Below are 22392 nucleotides of genomic sequence, written 5' to 3'. Positions count from 1 at the left end.
CACTTTATCGATATAAGTTTGCAATGACTATTATTTTAATATTCATGATTTTGTAAATTTATAGAATATGGCTTTGCACCGAACGAATTCTTTTGTTATTTTGTCTAAAACTTCTTTATATATGCTTATACGCATCGTGTTCTTATGTCTCATTCTTATTATCATCGAGCTATATGCTTTTCAGGCATTAAAAACTCTGGTGAAGGATAAATGGATATTGACATTCTATCAGGTTTTCAGTTCGCTGTTGCTGGTATATATTGTTTATTCCTTTCTTCAATTTGACCGGTCAGTTGGGCAAACCAAGCAGACGATGCTGTCGACGGCACTGCTTCTTTTGGTATATGTTCCGAAAATGATTTTATCGATAGTACTATTGGGCGAAGATGTGTTCCGGCTCGGCGCGGGCTCGGTAAATTATTTCACGATGAAAGACGAACATGTCAGTTTCCTCGCGTCCAGGAGAAAATTCGTCAGCCAAATTGGCTTGGGCATTGCAGCGGTTCCTTTTTTATCATTGCTTTACGGAGTTACTATTGGAAAATACAACTACAAAGTCATCAAACAGCGCATATTTTTCGATGATTTGCCGGATGATTTCGATGGTTTTACGGTTACACATATCTCAGATGTTCATAGCGGTAGTTTTGATAATCCTGAAAAAATCAATTATGCTATTGATCTGATTAATGAACAAAATTCGGATATGATCTTGTTTACCGGTGATATTGTTAATACCGATGCGAAAGAAATGAATCCGTGGATTGACACCTTCAAAAGGATCCAGAAACACCAATATGGGAAATATTCCGTTTTAGGCAATCATGATTATGGGGAATATGTTACTTGGCCAACCGAAAAAGACAAACAGGATAATTTTCAGGCCATCAAGGATGTTTATGGTGAAATCGATTTCAAACTTTTATTGAACGAACATAAGTATATCGAGAAAGGCAACTCAAAAATTGCATTGGTCGGAGTGGAGAACTGGGGACATAACTTTAAAAAATTAGGCGATATCGATAAAGCTTCAGAACATATCCAAAAAGAAGATTTTAAGATATTGATGAGTCATGATCCAAGCCATTGGGACTATATCGTGCAACATCATGATAAAAACTTTCATCTGACGTTGTCGGGACATACCCATGGAATGCAATTCGGAATTGAGATTCCCGGGTTTTTTAAATGGAGCCTGGCGCAGTATGTTTATAAGCAATGGGCGGGTTTGTATCAAAACGCTGGCCGTTATGTTTATGTGAACCGCGGTTTTGGTTTTCATGCCTATCCGGGACGCGTCGGTATTATGCCGGAGATAACTGTCATTGAACTAAAAAAAGCTAAAAACGTGGCTTAGATTATTTAAAACATTATATTTGTATAATGATATCTCTCTTCAGTAGTGTAAAATAATTTAATTTTTGTTTTTATGTCAAAATTTGGAGAACTTATAAATGCTCATACCCCTGTGTTAATTGACTTTTACACAGAATGGAACGAACCTTCTGTTTCCATGCATCCGGTAATCAGAGACGTTGCTGCGGCCCTTGGAGATAAAGCAAAAGTCATAAAAATTGATGTCGATAAAAATCAGGAATTGGCCGATGCATTGCGCATAAAGGGGCTTCCGACTCTTATGATATATAAAGAAGGACAAATGATCTGGAGACAATCCGGTGAACTCGATGCAAATACCATTATCGGTATTGTTCAGGACCAGATTTAATTTTTGAATCTGAATCAACTGTGCTCTTACTCATTAAAGCCTGATTGCTTTACAATTGTACTTGTTTTTACTCAAAAATTCCAAAGTTCTTGGCAAGGTATATTCCAGATTAGGAAATGCTTTTACACTGTCGTGAAAAACGATGATGCTTCCGGATTGCACATGCTTCAACACATTTTCTAAACATTGTTTCGGAGATATCGTCCTGTCAAAATCCGCACTCAATACATCCCACATTATGATTTGATACCCTTTCTCGCGCAAGACCTTCGCTTGTGATGGTTTTGTGCGTCCATAAGGAGGACGGAATAATTTGGCTCCATCGTTATTTTCTGATGTATTTTCATATTTCTGAATTTTCTTCTCGCATAGAGCCACATTATCCAGATACTGGGTTTTTGAAGTCTTCCAGCCATTCAGATGGTCGAACGTATGATTGCCTATCGAATGTCCGTCAACGATTATTTTAGAGTAAATATCAGGGTATTTTTCGATGTTGTTACCAATGCAGAAAAAAGTGGCTTCGGCCTGGTATTTTTTCAATTGCGACAAAACCCATTCGGTTACTTGCGGGGTAGGCCCGTCATCAAAAGTCAGATATACTGTTTTTTCGTCGTTCGGAATATCCCAAACATACCTGAAGAGCAACTTTTTTACTAAAGCATTTGTTTTGATCCAATAAAACATAGTCGGAATTGATTTTAAAAAAACCGGTCAGATGACCGGTTTTAATTGAATAAACCTTATTCATTGTCACGCCCGAAACGCTCGAACATCAAATTGTAAGTATTGAAAATTATGCGGTTTTTGTTGTAAAACTCCAAGTCCCCTCTTTCTTTCATTACGCTTAGTAAACTTCTGTAACGCTCAATATCAGTCACGATATCGATGGCGATAACGCCTTGTTCAGATGATTTCATATTTCTGTAGTACTTCAGGTTTTCCTGGTATTTAGTCATCAACTGAGTAAGCAGCTGACGTGCTTTTTGTTTTTCACCAATTGCATAATATCCACCGGCGAAAGGCTCGACCATCGTATAGTAGTCATAATGTTCCAACGGCATTTTGGCCATCGCCAAATCAATAATTTTCTTCGCTTTTTCCTTTTTTCCCTCATTGACTAACTGCTCCATTAACCTGGCCATATTGGTTCGGTAAGAGATACTGTTTTTTCTGGTTTCCGGATCGTGATAAATGGTAGGGCTATCTCCATTACCCCAATCCCATTTCATAACAATGTCGTACATTTTATCAGAATCAATCTTACCCATGTCAAGCTGGCTTTGATCTTTCGTAAGAGTCGTTTTTATTGGTACCAATTTATACACCAGACCGTCTAACTGCAGGTAATCTTTCATCCATAGGTAATCATCATCACCAAAACTTCCTCCGGTAAAATAAATCGGTCTTTTCCAGTTGTTATTCGCAACTAAATCCAACATCATTACGCGGTTTTTATACAATGCTTTTCCTTTAATATCTACGTCAATATATGGAACGATGGAGTCATTTAATTCTGGGCTCACCACCTTGTTCTTGATGATGTTGTTTTTGTCGATTGGAATTCGGATCTTATTGGTTGGATAAAAATGGATTTTCTGTCCGTTCTGCATTTCAACAACCGTTCGGGCATCATCACTCTTTATGAAGTTCATGAAATCTTTAATGTTCCAGCGGTTTTCCGTTATCGGATTGTGAATAACATAGTCGAGTTTGTCTCCCACATATTGGTCATGAGTGAATGAAATAGGCAACCCTTCCGATTTGTATGATTTGCTTTTCATTTGATCGATATACCAATCGGTCATAAAAAGACTGGTGTTTACAATCTTGATGTCCGTTCTTACATTTTCGATTTCCTGCGCGTACCAAAGCGGGAAGGTGTCATTATCACCAATGGTAAATAAGATGGCATTTGGCTCACACGAATTCAAATAATTTTTTGCCATTGCAATAGCCGTGTACTTATCGGAGCGGTCATGATCATCCCAGTTTTGGAAAGCCATTAAAACGGGAACGGCCAATACGCAAATCCCAATAACGATTGGTCCGGCAATTTTTGACTGGACGTATTTTTTGGATGAATCAAAAATGGCATAAACCCCCATACCAATCCAAATGGCAAACACATAAAAAGATCCTACTAAAGCATAGTCTCTTTCACGAGGTTCGAAAGGCCTTTCGTTAAGGTAGATTTTTAGAGCCAGTCCGGTAAATAAGAATAAAGCTAATAAAACATAGAAACTCTTTTGGTCTTTTTTGGCGTGATACAACAAACCGATAACTCCTAATAAAAAGGGTAAGAAATAATAAAGATTGCGTCCTTTATTGTGCCGTGCATCGGATGGTAAATCCACTTGGGAACCGACATGCATTTCATCTATAAAATTGATTCCGCTCAGCCAGTTTCCGTTCAGGTTGTCATATTTTCCCTGGATGTCGTTTTGTCTTCCGGTAAAATTCCACATCAGATATCTCCAATACATGTATCCGAATTGGTATTCGAACATAAAGCCTAAATTATCTGCGGTTGTAGGTTTTTCAATAATTAAATAATCGCCATAACTTTTCAGGAATGACACGTAGCCTTCGTTGTCAATTTGTTTGGATGCATAAGCATTTCTGAATTCCGAAACTGTTTTTTCAACTTCATTTCGCAATTGAGCGGTAGCTTTGCCAATTTCCTCCTCGTTTAATTGATTGATGTCAATTCCGTATTTGCCTAGTTCATCTTCATAGGGATAATTTGGATCTATCTTGAATTCAAGAACATGCGTAAAATTCATGTAGTTTTCGACATGTTCTGTACTCCACATTCTGGGCAAAATTGCTTTGTGGTTGTTGTCGCTGTTCTGCTCGGCATTTTTATAATTGTTTACAATTACGTATTTTCCGGATTTATAATCTCTTTCGTAATTGGGTGCTTTATCCAAGTAAGGATTCTCTTTGTCTAATCCTGCAAAAGAATCTGAATATTGGGGGCCGTAAAACAAAGGGTTAACGCCATATTGTTCTCTGTTGTAATAGGCAAGAACTTCGCGTGCATCGGAAGGTTTGTTTTCGTTGATAACCGTATTGGCATTGGCACGTATTGGCAACATCATCCAGGTAGAAAACCCGATTAAGATGAATAAAATGCACAGTATTGCTGTGTTTATATGAGCATATCCTTTCTTTTTGGTATAATTCAATCCAAAATAAAAAAATGCTATGAAAATTAAGGCAACAAAAATAGTCCCTGAATCAAATGGCATTCCCATGTCGTTTACCATAAAAACCTCTGCATTGGCAAAGAAAGCCATCGTTAACGGCAACAGTAATTTAAAAATGAACAATAAAATGGACACCACTACTACGTTGGCAATGATAAAATTTTTAACTGTTATTTTTTCATAGTTTTTAAAAAAATATAAAAATCCAATCGAAGGAATGGTCAGCAAGGCCATGAAATGTACCCCAAACGAAAGTCCAATTACTAGAGAAATAATCAACAACCATCTGTTGGCTCTTGGATTGTACATGTCCTGTTCCCAGCGTAATCCCAACCAGAATAACAAGGCTATCAATAAGGTTGCCATTGCATAAACTTCGGCTTCGACCGCATTAAACCAGAAACTATCCGAAAATGTGTAGGCTAAAGCCCCAACAAAAGAGCTTCCTAAAATAACTATAGCATTGTTTTTACTTAGTGTTTTGTGTTCTTTATCAGAGTCGTCAGAGTCAGCAAATCGTAAAACAATTTTTTTCAATACTATTGAAGAAGACCAAAATAACAGTAATATGGTAAAGGCGCTCGAAAATACGGACATCATATTAACCATCAACGCAACATGTTTTTCATCAATCGCAAACATCGCAAAAAAGGCGCCAATCATTTGGTATAGAGGAGCTCCTGGCGGATGGCCTACTTCAAGTTTGGCTGCGGTGGCAATATATTCCCCACAGTCCCAGAAACTCATTGTTGGTTCAACGGTAAGTGTGTAGGTGACTAATGCAATTGAAAAAGTAAGCCAACCTAAAATTGTATTCCACTTGTTGAAATTGAAGTTTACCATATTTAGAGTATGAATTTTTTAGTGTTTTTTATTGGTGTTACAAAGAAAATGTTTTTTTTGGTTAAAGAAATGCAAAAAAAATATTTTTAATTTTTTTTCTCAAAAAATTTGTGAAACATAAATTTTAGTTTAAATTTGCACTCGCTTAACAGCAATGGAATTGGTCTATGGTGTAATGGTAACACAACTGTTTTTGGTGCAGTCTTTCAAGGTTCGAGTCCTTGTAGACCAACAAAAAACTCCTCAAGTAATTGAGGAGTTTTTTTTATGTCTGAACTTAAATGTATTAGATCTTAAAAGTAATTACCGGTCTAACGGCATGGTTTACCAAATCTTCGCTGATGCTACCGTTGAAAAAATGGGCAAATCCGGTTCTTCCATGGGTACACATGCCGATTAAATCAGCATTTACGCTGCTGGCATAATTCAAAATGCCTTTTTCTACATTGACATCATTATAGATATGCATCGTATGGTTGGGAAGGTCATAATCTTTCACGAAATCTTTCATGATTTTTTCGGCCACGGCAGTCGATTTAAAACTGTTTGGCGTGTTGATCATTACCAAATCGACGTGCGAGTCAAATATTTTGGCAAATTCAAGTAGTTTTTTAAAGGATGATTTTATTTCTGATGAGAAATCTGAAGCAAAAAGCAAACGGTCTGCTTTGAAATCTCCATTTTCATTTTTAATAACCAAAACAGGTACATCGGATGTTCTTATCACTTTTTCGGTATTGGAACCAATAAACATTTCCTCGAATCCGGAAGCACCATGAGATCCCATTACTATAAGGTCAATCTGGTTTTTCTGACTGATTCCTAAAATCCCATCGAATGCTTTGTGAAACTGAATGATCTCGGATACGTTCAGTCCTTCCAGGAAATCGATGTCCATCAGCTCTTCCAATTTTTCGATAGCACGATCTTTAAAAAACATGATCTGTGGAATATCGGCACCGTTTGATAGTGCATCTTTTGACTGCTGAGGTAGTTCTAACATGTGAAGTAGGATAATCTCGCTATTGTTTTTTCTGGCAATTTGGGCTGCTACTCTTAATGCAGATTCAGCATGCTTAGAAAAGTCCGTAGGAACAAGAATTCGTTTCATAATTTGAAGTGTAAGAAAATTATATTAATATAGTTTTGGTTTATAAAATAAAGATAATAAATATTTTAACATTACACACATTTTTTGATTTATAAAAAAAACACTATATTTGCAGCGTTATTTATTAAAAGTTAGATAATGAGGGGACATTTGTCCCCTCTTTTTATAAAGATATGACATTCAAAGAAAAAGTAAATGAGTTACTGGTAGAGGGACTAAAAGAAAAGCCATCGGTTTTTTTAATTGACCTGACTATTACGGATAATTTTAAAATTATCGTAACTTTAGATGGTGATAACGGAGTGACGCTGCAGGATTGCATCGATATGAGTCGCGCTATCGATCAGCATTTAGATCGGGAAGAGCAGGATTTTTCCCTGGAAGTGGCTTCGGCCGGAGTTTCAGAACCTTTGAAACACTTGAGACAGTACAGGAAAAACGTTGGCAGAAACCTGCGTGTTAAAACCGCCGCCGAAACGATAGAGGCAGCATTAGTGGATGCTAATGATGATTTTATCGTTCTGGAATGGGAAGCAAGAGAACCCAAAAAGATTGGAAAAGGTAAAGAAACTGTCCAGAAAAGACAGGAGATTCCTTATGCAGATATAAAAGAAGCAATTGTTACAATAACATTTTAATTAAAAAGTTGGCATGGAAAATTTAGCATTAATCGATTCATTTTCAGAGTTTAAAGACGATAAACTTATTGATCGTGTAACGCTTATGGCGATTTTGGAAGATGTGTTTAGAAATGCATTGAAGAAGAAATTCGGTTCAGATGATAATTTTGATATAATTATTAATCCTGATAAAGGGGACATGGAAATCTGGAGAAGAAGAGTTATCGTTGCCGATGATGATTTGGATCTGGAGAATGAGGAAATTACATTGACCGATGCCAGAAAAATCGAACCTGATTTCGAAATCGGGGAAGAGGTTTCGGAAGAAGTGAAATTAATCGACTTGGGAAGAAGAGCTATTTTGGCCTTGCGCCAGAACCTGATTTCTAAAATCCACGAACATGATAATACGAATCTTTATAAACAATTTAAAGATTTAATCGGTGAGATTTATACTGCCGAAGTACACCATGTACGTCCAAGAGTTGTAATTTTGGTAGACGATGAAGGAAATGAAATCATTTTACCGAAAGAAAAACAAATTCCGTCGGATTTCTTCCGTAAAGGGGATAACGTGCGCGGAATCATTGAAAGTGTTGAATTGAAAGGGAATAAGCCTCAGATCATTATGTCCAGAACTTCTGAAAAGTTCTTGGAAAAATTATTTGAACAGGAAATTCCGGAAGTGTTTGACGGTTTGATTATGGTGAAAAGCGTTGTGAGAATTCCTGGCGAAAAAGCAAAAGTAGCGGTTGATTCTTATGATGACCGAATCGATCCAGTTGGAGCTTGTGTAGGTATGAAAGGTTCCCGTATTCACGGAATTGTTCGTGAGTTAGGAAACGAAAATATCGACGTGATCAACTACACCAGCAACATTCAGCTGTATATCACAAGAGCATTAAGCCCTGCCAAAGTTTCTTCAATCAAAATCAATGAAGAGACCAAAAGAGCCGAGGTATTCTTGAAATTGGAAGAGGTTTCTAAAGCCATCGGTAGAGGTGGCCACAATATAAAATTAGCGGGTCAGCTGACCGGTTATGAATTGGATGTTATCCGAGAAGGTAATGTTGCCGAAGAAGAAGATGATGTTGAATTGACAGAGTTCTCCGATGAAATCGAGGCATGGGTAATCGAAGAATTTGCAAAAATCGGTTTGGATACGGCAAGAAGTATCCTGAAACAGGATGTAAATGATTTGGTCCGAAGAACTGACCTGGAAGAGGAAACGATTCTGGATGTAATGCGCATATTGAAGGATGAATTTAATGCATAATTAAGTGCTTCTAACAACACAACAACAAAAAAGGTAATAATAAAAAGGTTATATGTCTGAAGAGAGAGTAATAAGAATAAACAAGGTTTTAAGGGAATTAAATATTTCGTTAGAAAGAGCGGTGGATTATCTTAAAGATAAGGGAATTGCTATTGATGCAAATCCAAACGCTAAAATTTCTGACAAGGAATTTAATATCCTACAAAGCCAATTTGCGGGCGATAAGGGGAATAAGGAAGCTTCTAAAGAAGTAGGCGAAGAGAAAAGAAAAGAAAAAGAAGCATTGCGTATTGAGAGAGAAAAAGAAATCGAAGACAAACGCAAGCAAGATGAAGAACGCCAAAGACAACAAGATGTTATTAAGGCGAGAGCGGTAGTAGCAGGTCCAAAACAAGTGGGGACCATCGATCTGAATCCTAAAAAACCTGCCCCGGCTCCAGTGGCTGCTCCAGTAAAAGCGGAAGCGAAACCGGACATGGAAAATCCCGTTCAAAATGAAACTCCGAAAGACAAGGAAACTCCGAAAGTAAAAGAAGCGCCAGTAAAAGAAACTTCTGAGAAAAAAGAAGAAACTCCTGTTGCTAAAATCAAAGAGGTAAAAGAAGTAAAAGAAGCGACTGATGCAACTGCAAAATCAAATGATGCTGCTCCAGCTGAAGGTGAAGAGGCTTTTACCACCCAATACCAAAAATTATCAGGTGCTACTTTAACCGGACAGGTAATTGATTTATCGCAATTCAATAAGCCGAAAAAGAAAAAAGAAGATCCTAAAATTACACCAAATAAACCTGGAGCTCCCGGAGCACCTGGTTCAGCGGCGAGTAATGCCAATAAAAATAAAAGAAAACGGATTGCTCCAAAACCTGGAGCTCCGAGACCGGGTGGAACAACAGGAACACCAGGTGCACCGGGAACAAACAATCCTAACAAGATAACACCAAATGCCGGTGGTGGTTTCAATGCCAACAGAAGCGCAAGACCTGGATTTGTAAAAGGAAACAGACCTGCCATTGTTGCCAAAGTAGAGCCAACTGAAGAAGAGGTTAAAAACCAAATCCGTGAAACTTTAGAGAAACTGCAAGGTAAAGGTGGTAAATCGAAAGCGGCAAAATACAGAAGAGACAAGAGAGATACGCATCGTCAGAAATCTGATGACGAGCAAAGAGCCATCGAAGAAGGAAGCAAAACCATCAAAGTAACGGAATTCGTTACCGTAGGTGAAATTGCGATCATGATGGATGTGCCAATTACAAAAGTAATCGGTACATGTATGTCACTTGGAATCATGGTAACCATGAACCAACGTCTTGATGCGGAAACTTTAACCATTGTAGCTGACGAATTTGGCTATGAGGTAGAGTTTATTACCGTAGATATTGAAGAAGCAATTCAGGTTGTAGCTGACAAAGAAGAAGATTTAGTGGGAAGAGCTCCTATCGTAACCGTAATGGGTCACGTCGATCACGGTAAAACATCGTTACTGGATTATATCCGTAAAGAAAATGTGATTGCAGGGGAATCCGGAGGAATTACACAGCATATTGGTGCCTACGGAGTAACTTTGGACAGTGGTCAAAAAATAGCTTTTCTTGATACACCAGGTCACGAAGCCTTTACGGCAATGCGTGCGCGTGGTGCTCAGGTTACCGATATCGCTATTATTGTGATTGCGGCGGATGATGATATCATGCCACAAACCAAAGAGGCGATTTCACACGCTCAGGCGGCGAATGTGCCTATCATTTTTGCGATAAACAAGATTGATAAGCCCAATTCTAACGTGGAAAAAATCAAAGAGAAATTAGCAGGGATGAACTTGCTTGTTGAAGATTGGGGTGGAAAAATCCAATCGCATGATATTTCTGCGAAAGTAGGAACAGGTGTTAAAGAATTATTGGAAAAAGTTTTATTGGAAGCAGAAATTTTAGATTTGAAATCAAATCCAAATAAAGCGGCTTCAGGGACTGTTGTTGAGGCATTCCTTGATAAAGGAAAAGGATACGTTTCTACAATTTTAGTACAAAATGGTACTTTAAAAGTGGGTGATTATATGCTTGCCGGTAAACACCACGGTAAAATTAAAGCGATGCATGATGAAAGAGGAAATGTCGTGACTGTAGCAGGTCCTTCTACTCCGGTATCTGTATTAGGTTTAGACGGCGCTGCAACGGCGGGAGATAAGTTTAATATTTTTGAAGACGAAAAAGAAGCAAAACAAATTGCATCGAAACGTTCTCAATTGATGCGTGAACAATCAGTCCGTACACAAAGACATATCACGCTTGACGAAATTGGACGTCGTATTGCTTTAGGACAGTTTAAAGAATTGAACATCATCCTTAAAGGTGACGTGGATGGTTCTGTAGAAGCATTATCCGATTCATTCTCTAAATTATCTACCGAAGAAATTCAAATCAATATTATCCATAAAGGTGTTGGAGCCATTACAGAAACTGACGTAATGTTGGCTTCTGCATCAGATGCTATCATCATCGGATTTAATGTTCGTCCTGCGGGAAATGCAAGACAACTGGCAGACAAAGAAGAAATCGATATCCGTTATTATTCTATTATCTATGCTGCGATTGATGATTTGAAAGACGCGATGGAAGGAATGTTAGCACCGGAAATAAAAGAAGAAATATTGGGTACGGCTGAAATTAGAGAGATTTTCAAAATTTCTAAAGTAGGTTCTATTGCAGGTTGTATGGTTATGGACGGTAAAATTGTCAGAAATGCCAAAATGAGAATCATCAGAGATGGTGTGGTTGTTTTCACAGGAGAACTTCTTGCACTGAAACGTTTCAAGGATGATGTCAAAGACGTTGCGAAGGGATATGATTGTGGTGTTCAGGTGAAAGGATATAACGATATCGAAGAAAGAGATGTTATTGAATCGTATCATGAAGTAGCTGTAAAAAAGAAACTGAAATAGTCTTAAAAAAGTTTGTATTTAAAATCCCGATTCGTCGGGATTTTTTGCGTTTTATCGATTTTGCTTTTCAATATCGACTTTTGTGCGAATATTTTTATAGTTTTATGAAGATAACTTAAAAAATCTTTGCAATGAAAAGAATTACACTTTTGTGCCTGCTTGTTTTGTCATTTTTTGGAACTCAAAAAGCTTTTTCTCAAGATGCTTATCTGGGAGAAATAAGGATGTTTGCGGGTAATTATGCGCCCGCGGGATGGGCTACTTGTGATGGACAGCTTTTGCCCATTGCACAAAATACTGCTTTATTTTCGCTGTTAGGGACTATGTATGGTGGTGACGGTCAAACCACATTCGCATTGCCTGATTTACGAGGCAGGGTACCCGTGCATTCGGGTACTGGACCTGGTCTTTCCAATTATCAGCAGGGACAGGCAGGCGGCTCAGAAGCAAATACAATTACCGTGTCTCAGATGCCTGCTCATAACCACACGATACTTGCCGTTACGGCGGATGGGAATCAGAATGTAGCGACAAACAACCTGCCGGCCAATACAAAGGCTCTGGACAAGGAATATTCTTCAGCAAATCCCGATACGACTATGAATCCGGGAATGGTTGGTAATACGGGAGGCAATCAGCCTGTGAATAATATACAGCCTTACCTGGCAGTTACGTATATAATTGCATTGCAAGGGATTTATCCACCTCATAACTAAAGCGATGAAAGTTATACTAAATGGTTTTTTATTGATGATATTTTCATCAATAAATGCGCAAAATGTTACATTTAACGGTTGTCATCCGCTGTTTGATAATCAGGACTACGCTTTTACTTTAGAAAACACAGACAGCAGTGGGAGAAATATTTATAAAACGTCTCCTGTGGACGGTAATCAACCCTGCGGTGGACTAGGGACCTGTGAATTCAGGATTATTTGGAGTGCCGGTAATGCCCGGTGGGAGTTTGTTGCGGATAGTGGAAACGGGGACTTTGTGAATCCGTACATTATTTATTATAACATGGCCGCGTCGACACCCAATCCCCCTAATCTAACTTTAGGAACTTGGGTGGAGAATGGTGCTGATACCGGTTCGAATTGCGGAGGGAATTTAAATTCAGGGAATGCAATTTTAACTGGCGGCGTGCAAAGTACCATATTAGGAATCACAGATTTTGCTATAAATAATGGGATTGTCTTGTATCCGAACCCTACGTCAAATTTGTTAAGCGTTGCAACTAATAGCAGTATTGAAAACCTTTCGGTTTGGAATATTTTGGGACAGGAAATATTAAGTTCTGATCACACCACAGATTTAGATGTTTCCGGACTGAAATCTGGAGCCTATATTATCCGGGTGCGCACCCCTGATGGGCTTAAGGTCGCTAATTTCATAAAGAAGTAAATTAGATTGATCGCTTAAATTTTAATTGCAGTTAGTTTAAAACAAAAAGCTACAACTTCTCGGTTGTAGCTTTTTGTTTTTTCTGTTTTCTACCGAAAGACGCAATTACTTATTCGGTTTAATCAACAACGCATTGGGATACCTTTTTTTTAAATCGATCAGATTCTTTTCAGCTTCAATTCTTGTTTTGAAATTTCCGATCCAAACCTTGTAACTTGGGGTATTGAAAACAATGGTTCCGTCATAGTCTTTAAATTCCCGCTTGAATTCCTGCAAGGTCTTTTTGGCCAAATCGCTCTCACCATTATAAATCTGAATTTTATAACGTTCATTTACAGTTATAGACGAATTGATTTTTCTTTTTTCGTTTAATAATTGCTCAAATTTTGGATCTTGATTGACGGTCACATCTTCACTCTGTGCCAGTACTTTTGGACTAAAAAAACACGATGCTACGGCGCAGAAAAAAATGGTCTTGAATGTTAATATTCTCATAAAGCAGTGATTTTTATACAAATGTAATATTTAATGATTTATGGGATCTGATTTTTTTATTTAGAATTAGTATAAATTGATATTTAAGACTATTTTAAGGTTTTGAGAATAGTTCTTATATCGTATTTTTGTCCCAGTTTTTATAGAAAGTATCGATTTTACTATAATGTATATAGAAAAAATCATACCAAATTTTAGTCGATAATCATTATACTATATGAAAAAGGTGGGTAACCATAATTCGATTTCAAGGAATTTATTTTTTAGCTTAGCAGTATTGCTAACTTTCTCCTTAACTTCAATGGCTCAAGAAGCTGCACCAGCTGCGGCAACTTCTGCTCCTGCAGCTACTTCAGGTGGCGATCCTGTAAAAGGAAAACAATTGTTTAATGCTAACTGTGCAGCTTGTCACAAACTGGATGCTAAAGCTACAGGGCCTGCCTTAAGAGGGGTGGCTGAGAAGCATGACACGGCTTGGTTGTACAATTGGATTCACAACAGTTCTGAGATGATAAAATCAGGTGATGCTGCTGCGGTAAAACTGTTTGAAGAAAACAACAAGTCTGTAATGACGGCTTTTCCTCAATTAACGAACGCGGATATTGATAATATCTTAGCATATACTTCGGAACAAAAAGCAGAGCCGACTGGGGCTGCAACTCCTCCAGATACTAAAATTGAAGATGGTGGGGTTTCTAACAACTTTATCTTAATCGCCTTGGCTATTGTAATGCTGATGTTGGTTGGGATGTTGTTCATGGTGAATAAAGTGCTGACTAAAGTTGCTAAAGCGAACGGTATTGTAGTTGCTGAAAAAGCACCTACGACGCCAATCTGGAAAGCATTTGCCAGAAACCAGTTCCTGGTTTTGGTAACCGCAATATTCTTACTGCTTGCCAGTGGGTATTTTGTTTATGCATTCCTTATGCAGGTAGGGATTGATCAGAATTACGAGCCGATTCAACCAATTCATTATTCTCACAGAATCCATGCCGGAAGCAACGGGATTGACTGTAAATATTGTCACTCTGCTTCCCGTGTCAGTAAAAATGCAGGTATTCCTTCTTTGAATGTTTGTATGAACTGTCATAAAAACATCTCTGAAGTTTCGGATACTACCGCTACGCCAGATCATTCAAAGGCATTCTATGATGGAGAAATCCAAAAATTATATAACGCTGTAGGATGGGATAAAGCGGGTCAGAAATACACAGGAAAGACACAGCCGGTTAAATGGGTGCGAATCCACAACTTGCCTGATTTCGTTTACTTCAACCACTCTCAGCACGTAACTGTTGCTGGTATTGAATGTCAGACGTGTCACGGTCCGGTTCAGACTTACGAAATTCAGAAACAATTTGCTCCTTTAACAATGGGATGGTGTATTGACTGCCATAGAAAAACCGATGTTAAAATGGAAGGAAATGAGTACTATACTAAAATTCACGATGAACTTTCCAAAAAATACGGTGTAGACAAGTTGACTGCAGCGCAAATGGGAGGTTTAGAATGCGGTAAGTGTCACTACTAAAGAAGTTTAAAGTTTAAGTTTAAAGTTTGTGGGAAACCTGAAACTTTAAACTTTAAACCAAATAACTGAGAAATAAAAATAATTTTAAGAAGCTAATATTTATATACGATGTCATCAAACAAAAAATACTGGAAAAGTGTTGAAGAACTAAACGAAAATAGTTCTATTGTTGAGACGCTTAGAAATAACGAATTTGTTGAAGCTATCCCTACGGATGAGTTTTTAGGGGATAAAGAGTCTTTATCTTCTTCATCTACAACACGTCGTGATTTCTTAAAGTACGTTGGATTCAGTACTGCTGCGGCTTCGCTTGCGGCATGTGAAGGTCCTGTGCATAAGTCGATCCCTTACGTTTTACAACCAGAACAAATCATTCCCGGAATTGCCGATTATTATGCAACTACGATGTTTGATGGTTTTGATTTTGCTAATCTTTTGGTAAAAACACGTGAAGGGCGTCCAATCAAAATTGATAACAATAATATAGTCGGAGCAAAATTTGCTGCAAACGCCAGAGTTCATGCATCTGTTTTATCAATGTATGACAGCCTGCGTTTGAAAGGGCCGAAAATTGCTGGTAAAAATGCAGCTTGGGCTGATGTGGATACTAAAGTGAAAGCAAGTTTGGCAGAAGCTAAGGCAAAAGGAGGTCAAATCGTGGTTTTGACCAGTACATTGGCAAGTCCGTCGACTGAAAAATTAATTGGAGAATTCGTTGCTGCCAACAATGCAAAACATGTGATTTATGATGCTGTTTCGTCATCTGAAGCATTGGATGCATTCGAAACTGCATACGGTGAAAGAGCTTTAGTTGATTATGACTTTTCAAAAGCTTCATTAATTGTTTCTGTAGGTGCGGATTTCTTAGGAGATTGGCAAGGTGGAGGTTACGATGCGGGTTATGCAAAAGGAAGAGTTCCTAAAAACGGAAAAATGTCGCGTCATTTCCAAATGGAAGCAAACATGACATTGTCCGGAGCAGCAGCTGACAAACGTGTTCCGATGTCAACCGCAAATCAAAAGCAAGCCTTAGTTAAAATATATAGTGTAATTACAGGTTCAGGTGTATCAGGTACTCTTGATAAAGAACTGGATGCAGTAGTTACTAAAGCGGCTCAGCAGTTAAAAGCGGCCGGAAGTAAAGGGGTTTTAGTTTCTGGAATCCAGGACAAAAACGCTCAGTTGTTAGTTCTTGCAATTAATCAGGCGTTATCAAGTGAAGCTTTTACAACAACAGGTACAAGACAAATCAGAAAAGGATCTAACGAGAAAGTTGCTCAGTTAATTAATGATATGAAAGCAGGAAGCGTTCATACGTTGATCATGAGTAACGTTAATCCAGCTTATACATTACCAAACAGCGCTGAATTCAAAGACGCTTTGAAAAAAGTGAAAACTTCAGTTGCGTTCTCACTAAAAGAAGACGAAACAGCTTCTATCGCAACTATTGCAGCGGCTGTTCCTCATTATTTAGAGTCATGGGGAGATGTGAGCATCACAAAAGGAAGCTACGCATTGACTCAACCTACCATCCGTCCTTTATTCAATACCAAACAATTCCAAGATGCATTGTTAGCTTGGAATGGCAGTTCAGTAACATTTTATGATTACCTGAAAGCGAATGCTTCTACAATCATTTCTGGTGCTACATGGAATAAAGTGGTTCACGATGGTGTTTATGTTGGCGCAACTGTTTCTGGAGTTTCAGGTGGATCAGCTGATTTTAGCGGAGCTGCTAGTGCTTTGGCGCAATCAAAACCAACTCAGGATATGGAATTGGTATTGTATACCAAAACCGGTCTGGGAGATGGTCAGCAGGCTAACAACCCTTGGTTACAAGAGTTTCCGGATCCGATTACAAGAGTTTCCTGGGATAATTACGTTACCGTTTCCAAAGCTGATGCTGATAAATTAGGAATGTCTAATGAGATTGTTGCGAATGGTGGTCTTAATGGTAGCTATGCAACTATTACTGTTGCCGGTACAAAATTAGAAAATGTTCCAGTAATTGTTCAGCCAGGTCAGGCTAAAGGGACTATGGGTCTTGCTTTAGGATATGGTAAAAAAGCCGCTATAAAAGAAGAAATGCAAGTAGGGGTGAATGCCTATGCTTTATATAAAGGTTTTAATGACGTTCAGTCTGCCAAATTAACAAAAGCTCCGGGAGAACATGAATTTGCATGTGTTCAGGGACAAAAAACGTTAATGGGTAGAGGGGATATTATCAAAGAAACTACTTTAGAAATATTCAATACAAAAGATGCCAAAGAGTGGAACATGGTTCCTATGGTATCTTTAGATCATAAAGAAGTTGCTGCAACAACAGTAGATTTGTGGGATTCATTTGACCGTTCTGTTGGACATCATTTCAATCTTTCGATCGACTTAAATGCATGTACCGGTTGTGGTGCCTGTGTGATTGCCTGTCACTCTGAAAATAACGTTCCAGTTGTTGGGAAAACGGAAGTACGTAGAAGTCGTGATATGCACTGGTTGCGTATCGACAGATACTACTCTTCAGAAGATACTTTTGCGGAAGACAATGAAAAGAAAGAAAATTTCGACGGATTGTTTGGTAAAAAAGGATCTTTAGGCGGATTCGGTGAAATGGAAATTGCAGCGGAAAACCCGCAGGTTTCTTTCCAGCCGGTAATGTGTCAGCACTGTAACCATGCTCCATGTGAGACTGTTTGCCCTGTTGCTGCTACCTCTCACGGTCGTCAGGGTCAAAACCATATGGCATACAACCGATGTGTGGGTACTCGTTACTGCGCTAATAACTGTCCGTATAAAGTACGTCGTTTCAACTGGTTCTTGTATAACGGAAACAGCGAATTTGATTACAATATGAATGACGATTTAGGTCGTATGGTATTGAATCCGGATGTGAATGTTCGTTCAAGAGGGGTTATGGAGAAATGTTCTATGTGTATTCAAATGACACAAGCAACTATTCTTACAGCCAAACGCGAAGGAAGACCTGTGGTAGATGGTGAATTCCAGACAGCTTGTTCAAATGCCTGTTCTACCGGAGCCATGGTGTTTGGGGATGTGAATGATAAAGATAGTCATGTGGCTGAATTAGTTCAGGATGAAAGAATGTATCATTTATTGGAACATGTCGGAACAAAACCGAACGTTATCTATCACGTAAAAGTTAGAAATACCTAGTTAAAAAATAATTAATAAGTAACAAGATAAAGGATTATGTCGTCTCACTACGAAGCTCCCATTAGAAAACCTTTAGTTATAGGTGATAAGTCTTATCACGATGTAACAGTAGATGTAGCTGCGCCTGTAGAAGGTGAAGCCAACAAACAATGGTGGATTGTATTTTCAATCGCATTAACCGCATTCCTTTGGGGATTAGGTTGTATCATTTACACCATCTCTACCGGTATTGGTACATGGGGATTAAACAAAACAGTTGGTTGGGCTTGGGATATTACTAACTTCGTTTGGTGGGTTGGTATTGGTCATGCAGGAACACTGATTTCAGCTGTACTTTTATTATTCCGTCAAAGATGGAGAATGGCCATTAATCGTTCTGCAGAAGCCATGACTATCTTCTCGGTAATCCAGGCAGGTTTATTTCCAATCATCCACATGGGTCGTCCATGGTTAGCATTTTGGGTATTGCCGATCCCGAACCAGTTTGGTTCTTTATGGGTGAACTTTAACTCACCATTGCTTTGGGACGTATTTGCAATTTCTACGTATCTTTCTGTATCATTGGTTTTCTGGTGGACAGGTTTATTGCCTGATTTTGCAATGCTTAGGGACCGAGCGGTAACGCCTTTTACAAAAAGAATTTATACAATATTAAGTTTTGGATGGAGTGGACGTGCAAAAGACTGGCAGCGTTTTGAAGAAGTTTCTTTAGTGCTTGCAGGATTAGCAACTCCTCTTGTGCTTTCGGTACATACCATCGTATCGATGGACTTTGCTACGTCGGTTATCCCTGGATGGCATACTACTATCTTCCCTCCGTACTTTGTTGCCGGAGCTGTTTTCTCTGGATTTGCGATGGTAAATACGTTGCTTATCATTATGAGAAAAGTATCTAATCTGGAAGCTTACATCACGGTTCAACATATCGAATTAATGAACATTGTAATTATGATTACGGGTTCTATCGTGGGTGTTGCCTATATCACGGAGCTTTTCGTAGCTTGGTATTCTGGAGTGGAGTACGAACAATATGCATTCTTGAACAGAGCTACCGGACCTTACTGGTGGGCTTACTGGGCGATGATGACCTGTAACGTTTTCTCTCCGCAGTTCATGTGGTTTAAAAAATTAAGAACAAGTATCATGTTCTCATTCATTATCTCTATTGTTGTAAATATTGGTATGTGGTTCGAACGTTTCGTAATTATCGTGACTTCATTGCACAGAGATTACCTGCCGTCATCCTGGACGATGTTCTCTCCTACATTTGTAGATATTGGAACATTTATCGGGACAATTGGATTCTTCTTCGTATTGTTTTTATTATATGCCCGAACATTCCCAGTGATTGCGCAGGCAGAGGTGAAAACGATCTTGAAAGGAACCGGAGATAATTACATTAGAGAAAGAGAAGCAAATAAAGATTCACATCATGAGTAATAAAGTAATATACGCCATTTATAATGACGATGATATTTTGATGGATGCGGTTAAAAAAACACGTGCAGCTCATCACCATATTGAAGAGGTTTTTACACCTTTTCCAGTTCACGGATTGGATAAAGCGATGGGAATTGCCCCAACACGATTAGCTATATGTGCTTTTATATACGGTTGTGTGGGACTTTCGGTTGCAACAGCGATGATGAATTTTATTATGATTCAGGATTGGCCACAAGATATAGGAGGTAAGCCTAGTTTCAGTTATATTCAGAATATGCCGGCTTTCGTGCCAATTATGTTTGAGATGACTGTATTCTTTGCAGCGCACTTAATGGTAATTACTTTTTATATGAGAAGTAAATTATGGCCTTTTAAACAAGCTGAAAATCCGGATGTAAGAACTACCGACGATCATTTCCTAATGGAAGTGGCTGTAAATAATAATGAGGAAGAATTAATTTCTTTTTTCCAAAACACAGGTGCGGTAGAAATAAAAGTAATCGATAAGCATTAATAGAAGATATGAAAAGGGTATATAAAATAATGATTTTATTTGGTCTGTCAGCATTAGTAACTTCTTGCCACGATAAAAAAAATCCAAACTACCAATACATGCCTAACATGTATGAATCTGCAGGAGCGGAAACGTATTCTGAATCAGATGTATTTCCAAACGGTAAAGAAGGTCAGCTTCCTGCTAACGGATCTATCAACCGAGGCTATGAGGTATACGAATATGAAAATTCAACTGCTGGTTACGAGTTGGCAAAAGCCAATTTGAAATCACCATTGGACTCATTGTCCAGAGATTTAGATAAAGGAAAGGCACTTTTTGAAATTTACTGCGCGATTTGTCACGGTGCCGGTGGTGATGGTAAGGGTAAATTGGTGAAACAGGAAAAATTCCTAGGAGTGCCAAGTTACAAAGACCGCGTAATCACTGAAGGTAGTGTTTTTCATGTAGAAACATACGGTCTTAACGCGATGGGCTCTCATGCCAATCAATTAAGTGCACACGAACGTTGGTTAGTAGCGGCCTATGTGCTAAAACTGAAAAGCGAATTATAATTGTAGAACAAACTCATCGTAATAGATATGTACACATTTTCAAGTAAATTAAAAACATTTTCTTTTATCCTAATGCTAATTGGTGTTTTGGGAATTGGATATGGTTTTTTAACTGCCCCGAAAGATATTCAAGAAGTAGAAAAAATTCTTGCTGCGGAATCCCATGGAACACATCATGCAGAAGCAGCTACTTACGAAGTGGAAGCGGCTCATGAGCCAGTTGCTACTGAACACAAGACCTCGGTTGAACACGAAGCTGTTGCTGTTTCCGCAACGGATAGTGCTTCTGGAAAAGAAATAGATTCTGTTCATACAGACACTATAGCTGTAACGGCCGCTGGTGTAGAGCCTTCAGTTGCAAACCATGACAACCAAGAGACGACAGCACATAAAAAAGAAGCAGTTGATCATGAGGATGCTCATGCAGAACATGAGGCACATTTAAAGCACGTTTTGCACCAATTGCAAAATAAGCCATGGGCTGCCTTATATGTGGCATGTATTTTCTTTATGTTGGTTTCGATGGGGGTTTTAGCTTTCTACGCAATCCAACAAGTGGCGCAAGCGGGTTGGTCTCCGGTACTGTTCAGAGTAATGCAAGGTATTACGGCATATTTGCCAGTTGCCTCTATTATATTTTTTATAATTCTTCTTCTTACGGGATTACATGTTTTTGAATCCAATCATTTATTCATTTGGATGGATAAGGATGTTGTCGCGCATGATGAATTGATACAGGCGAAATCAGGATATTTAAATTTCCCTTTCTGGATCATCAGAGCAGCGGTATTTTTACTAGGATGGAATGCATATAGATATTTTTCAAGAAAAAATTGTTTGGCGCAGGATGAATCAAATGACGATAGCTTCTACAAGAAGAATTTTAACATCTCAGCTATGTTTTTAGTGTTCTTTATTGTATCCGAGTCAATTATGTCATGGGACTGGATTATGTCGATTGACCCACACTGGTTCAGTACTTTGTTTGGATGGTATGTGTTTGCGAGTTTCTTTGTAAGCGGAATAACAACTATTGCATTGGTGACAGTTTACCTGAAATCTAAAGGATATTTAGAATATGTGAATACAAGCCATATTCACGATTTAGCAAAATTTATGTTCGGTATCTCTGTATTCTGGACGTACTTATGGTTTTCTCAATTTATGTTGATCTGGTATGCTAATATTCCTGAGGAAGTTACGTACTTCGTTACGAGAATTGAATTGTACAATCTTCCTTTCTTTGGTGCGGTTGTTATGAATTTCTTATTCCCTATTTTGATATTAATCAATACTGATTTCAAACGAATTACTTGGGTAATCGTAATGGCTGGAATCGTTATTTTAGCCGGTCACTATATCGATTTCTTTAACATGATTATGCCTGGGACTGTTGGCGACCAATGGTTCATCGGAGTTGCAGAAATTGGATCAGTACTTTTCTTCCTTGGACTATTTATTTTTGTTGTTTTTACAGCATTAGGTAAATCACCTTTGTTGCCAAAGAGAAATCCTTTCATTGAAGAAAGTAAACATTTTCATTATTAATATTTAAAG

The 22392-nt window shown here is 38.3% G+C and carries 17 protein-coding genes and 1 tRNA gene; 14 read left to right on the top strand and 4 right to left on the bottom strand.

Translation table 11 applies throughout. The features are described 5' to 3' along the window. The first annotated feature begins 121 nt into the window (after positions 1-121). Together FNW07_RS00250 and FNW07_RS00245 are read left to right on the top strand one after the other, a co-directional pair. On the top strand, positions 122-1357 hold the full coding sequence (locus FNW07_RS00250; RefSeq protein ID WP_126744497.1) for a metallophosphoesterase: 1236 nt from the start codon (positions 122-124) through the stop codon (positions 1355-1357). A gap of 72 nt (positions 1358-1429) precedes the next feature. After that, positions 1430-1726: a co-chaperone YbbN gene (locus FNW07_RS00245; protein ID WP_126744496.1), complete on the top strand. Its 297-nt coding sequence runs from the start codon at positions 1430-1432 to the stop codon at positions 1724-1726. A 33-nt stretch (positions 1727-1759) separates the two neighbouring features. Here the strand turns inward: FNW07_RS00245 and FNW07_RS00240 are convergent, their stop codons facing one another. Together FNW07_RS00240 and FNW07_RS00235 are read right to left on the bottom strand one after the other, a co-directional pair. Then, positions 1760-2413 carry a polysaccharide deacetylase family protein gene (locus FNW07_RS00240; RefSeq protein ID WP_126744495.1) on the bottom strand — a complete coding sequence of 218 codons (654 nt, stop codon included), beginning with the start codon at positions 2411-2413 and terminating at the stop codon, positions 1760-1762. Between the two features lie 56 nt (positions 2414-2469). Next, positions 2470-5781, bottom strand: a complete 3312-nt coding sequence (locus FNW07_RS00235; protein ID WP_126744494.1) for a DUF2723 domain-containing protein — start codon at positions 5779-5781, stop codon at positions 2470-2472. Between the two features lie 161 nt (positions 5782-5942). Between FNW07_RS00235 and FNW07_RS00230 the strand changes: the two genes are divergently transcribed. Next, a tRNA-Gln gene (locus FNW07_RS00230) sits at positions 5943-6013 on the top strand. A gap of 54 nt (positions 6014-6067) precedes the next feature. Here FNW07_RS00230 and FNW07_RS00225 read toward each other — a convergent pair. Next, positions 6068-6892 carry a universal stress protein gene (locus FNW07_RS00225; protein WP_126744493.1) on the bottom strand — a complete coding sequence of 275 codons (825 nt, stop codon included), beginning with the start codon at positions 6890-6892 and terminating at the stop codon, positions 6068-6070. 173 nt (positions 6893-7065) lie between these two features. Here FNW07_RS00225 and rimP point away from each other — a divergent pair, with 173 nt between their 5' ends. From rimP to FNW07_RS00200, 5 genes are all read left to right on the top strand, one after another. After that, a complete protein-coding gene (gene rimP, locus FNW07_RS00220; RefSeq protein ID WP_126744492.1) occupies positions 7066-7530 on the top strand; it encodes a ribosome assembly cofactor RimP in 465 nt (154 codons plus the stop codon). 13 nt (positions 7531-7543) lie between these two features. Then, positions 7544-8788, top strand: a complete 1245-nt coding sequence (gene nusA, locus FNW07_RS00215; protein ID WP_126744491.1) for a transcription termination factor NusA — start codon at positions 7544-7546, stop codon at positions 8786-8788. A 52-nt stretch (positions 8789-8840) separates the two neighbouring features. Beyond that, complete coding sequence (infB, locus tag FNW07_RS00210) at positions 8841-11723, top strand: translation initiation factor IF-2 (RefSeq protein WP_126744490.1); 2883 nt, start codon at positions 8841-8843, stop codon at positions 11721-11723. Positions 11724-11854: 131 nt separating this feature from the next. After that, positions 11855-12439: a phage tail protein gene (locus tag FNW07_RS00205; RefSeq protein ID WP_255512707.1), complete on the top strand. Its 585-nt coding sequence runs from the start codon at positions 11855-11857 to the stop codon at positions 12437-12439. Positions 12440-12443: 4 nt separating this feature from the next. Beyond that, positions 12444-13127: a T9SS type A sorting domain-containing protein gene (locus FNW07_RS00200; RefSeq protein WP_126744489.1), complete on the top strand. Its 684-nt coding sequence runs from the start codon at positions 12444-12446 to the stop codon at positions 13125-13127. Positions 13128-13232: 105 nt separating this feature from the next. On the opposite strand, the gene FNW07_RS00195 is transcribed toward FNW07_RS00200, so the two are convergent. Beyond that, on the bottom strand, positions 13233-13622 hold the full coding sequence (locus tag FNW07_RS00195; RefSeq protein WP_126744488.1) for an SPOR domain-containing protein: 390 nt from the start codon (positions 13620-13622) through the stop codon (positions 13233-13235). Between the two features lie 217 nt (positions 13623-13839). On the opposite strand from FNW07_RS00195, the gene FNW07_RS00190 reads away from it, so the two are divergent. From FNW07_RS00190 to FNW07_RS00165, 6 genes are all read left to right on the top strand, one after another. Then, on the top strand, positions 13840-15153 hold the full coding sequence (locus FNW07_RS00190; protein WP_126744487.1) for a c-type cytochrome: 1314 nt from the start codon (positions 13840-13842) through the stop codon (positions 15151-15153). A 108-nt stretch (positions 15154-15261) separates the two neighbouring features. Next, positions 15262-18324: a TAT-variant-translocated molybdopterin oxidoreductase gene (locus tag FNW07_RS00185; protein WP_126744486.1), complete on the top strand. Its 3063-nt coding sequence runs from the start codon at positions 15262-15264 to the stop codon at positions 18322-18324. A 36-nt stretch (positions 18325-18360) separates the two neighbouring features. Then, entirely contained in the window at positions 18361-19764 is a 1404-nt protein-coding gene (gene nrfD / locus FNW07_RS00180; RefSeq protein ID WP_126744485.1) for an NrfD/PsrC family molybdoenzyme membrane anchor subunit, read from the top strand. Continuing rightward, positions 19757-20281: a DUF3341 domain-containing protein gene (locus FNW07_RS00175; protein ID WP_126744484.1), complete on the top strand. Its 525-nt coding sequence runs from the start codon at positions 19757-19759 to the stop codon at positions 20279-20281. The genes nrfD and FNW07_RS00175 overlap by 8 nt, the downstream gene beginning before the upstream one ends. A gap of 8 nt (positions 20282-20289) precedes the next feature. Then, complete coding sequence (locus FNW07_RS00170; RefSeq protein ID WP_126744483.1) at positions 20290-20835, top strand: cytochrome c; 546 nt, start codon at positions 20290-20292, stop codon at positions 20833-20835. A gap of 27 nt (positions 20836-20862) precedes the next feature. Continuing rightward, the gene (locus FNW07_RS00165; protein ID WP_126744482.1) at positions 20863-22383 is read left to right on the top strand and encodes a quinol:cytochrome C oxidoreductase; all 1521 of its coding nucleotides are present in this window, start codon (positions 20863-20865) and stop codon (positions 22381-22383) included. The last annotated feature ends 9 nt before the right edge of the window (positions 22384-22392 follow it).

Origin of the sequence: Flavobacterium sp. GT3R68 (genome assembly GCF_007109225.1) — a bacterium.
In the GTDB taxonomy this organism is placed as follows: Bacteria; Bacteroidota; Bacteroidia; order Flavobacteriales; family Flavobacteriaceae; genus Flavobacterium.
The sequence above is the reverse complement of the archived record's forward strand: the minus strand, read 5'-3'. Positions and strand labels throughout refer to the sequence as shown.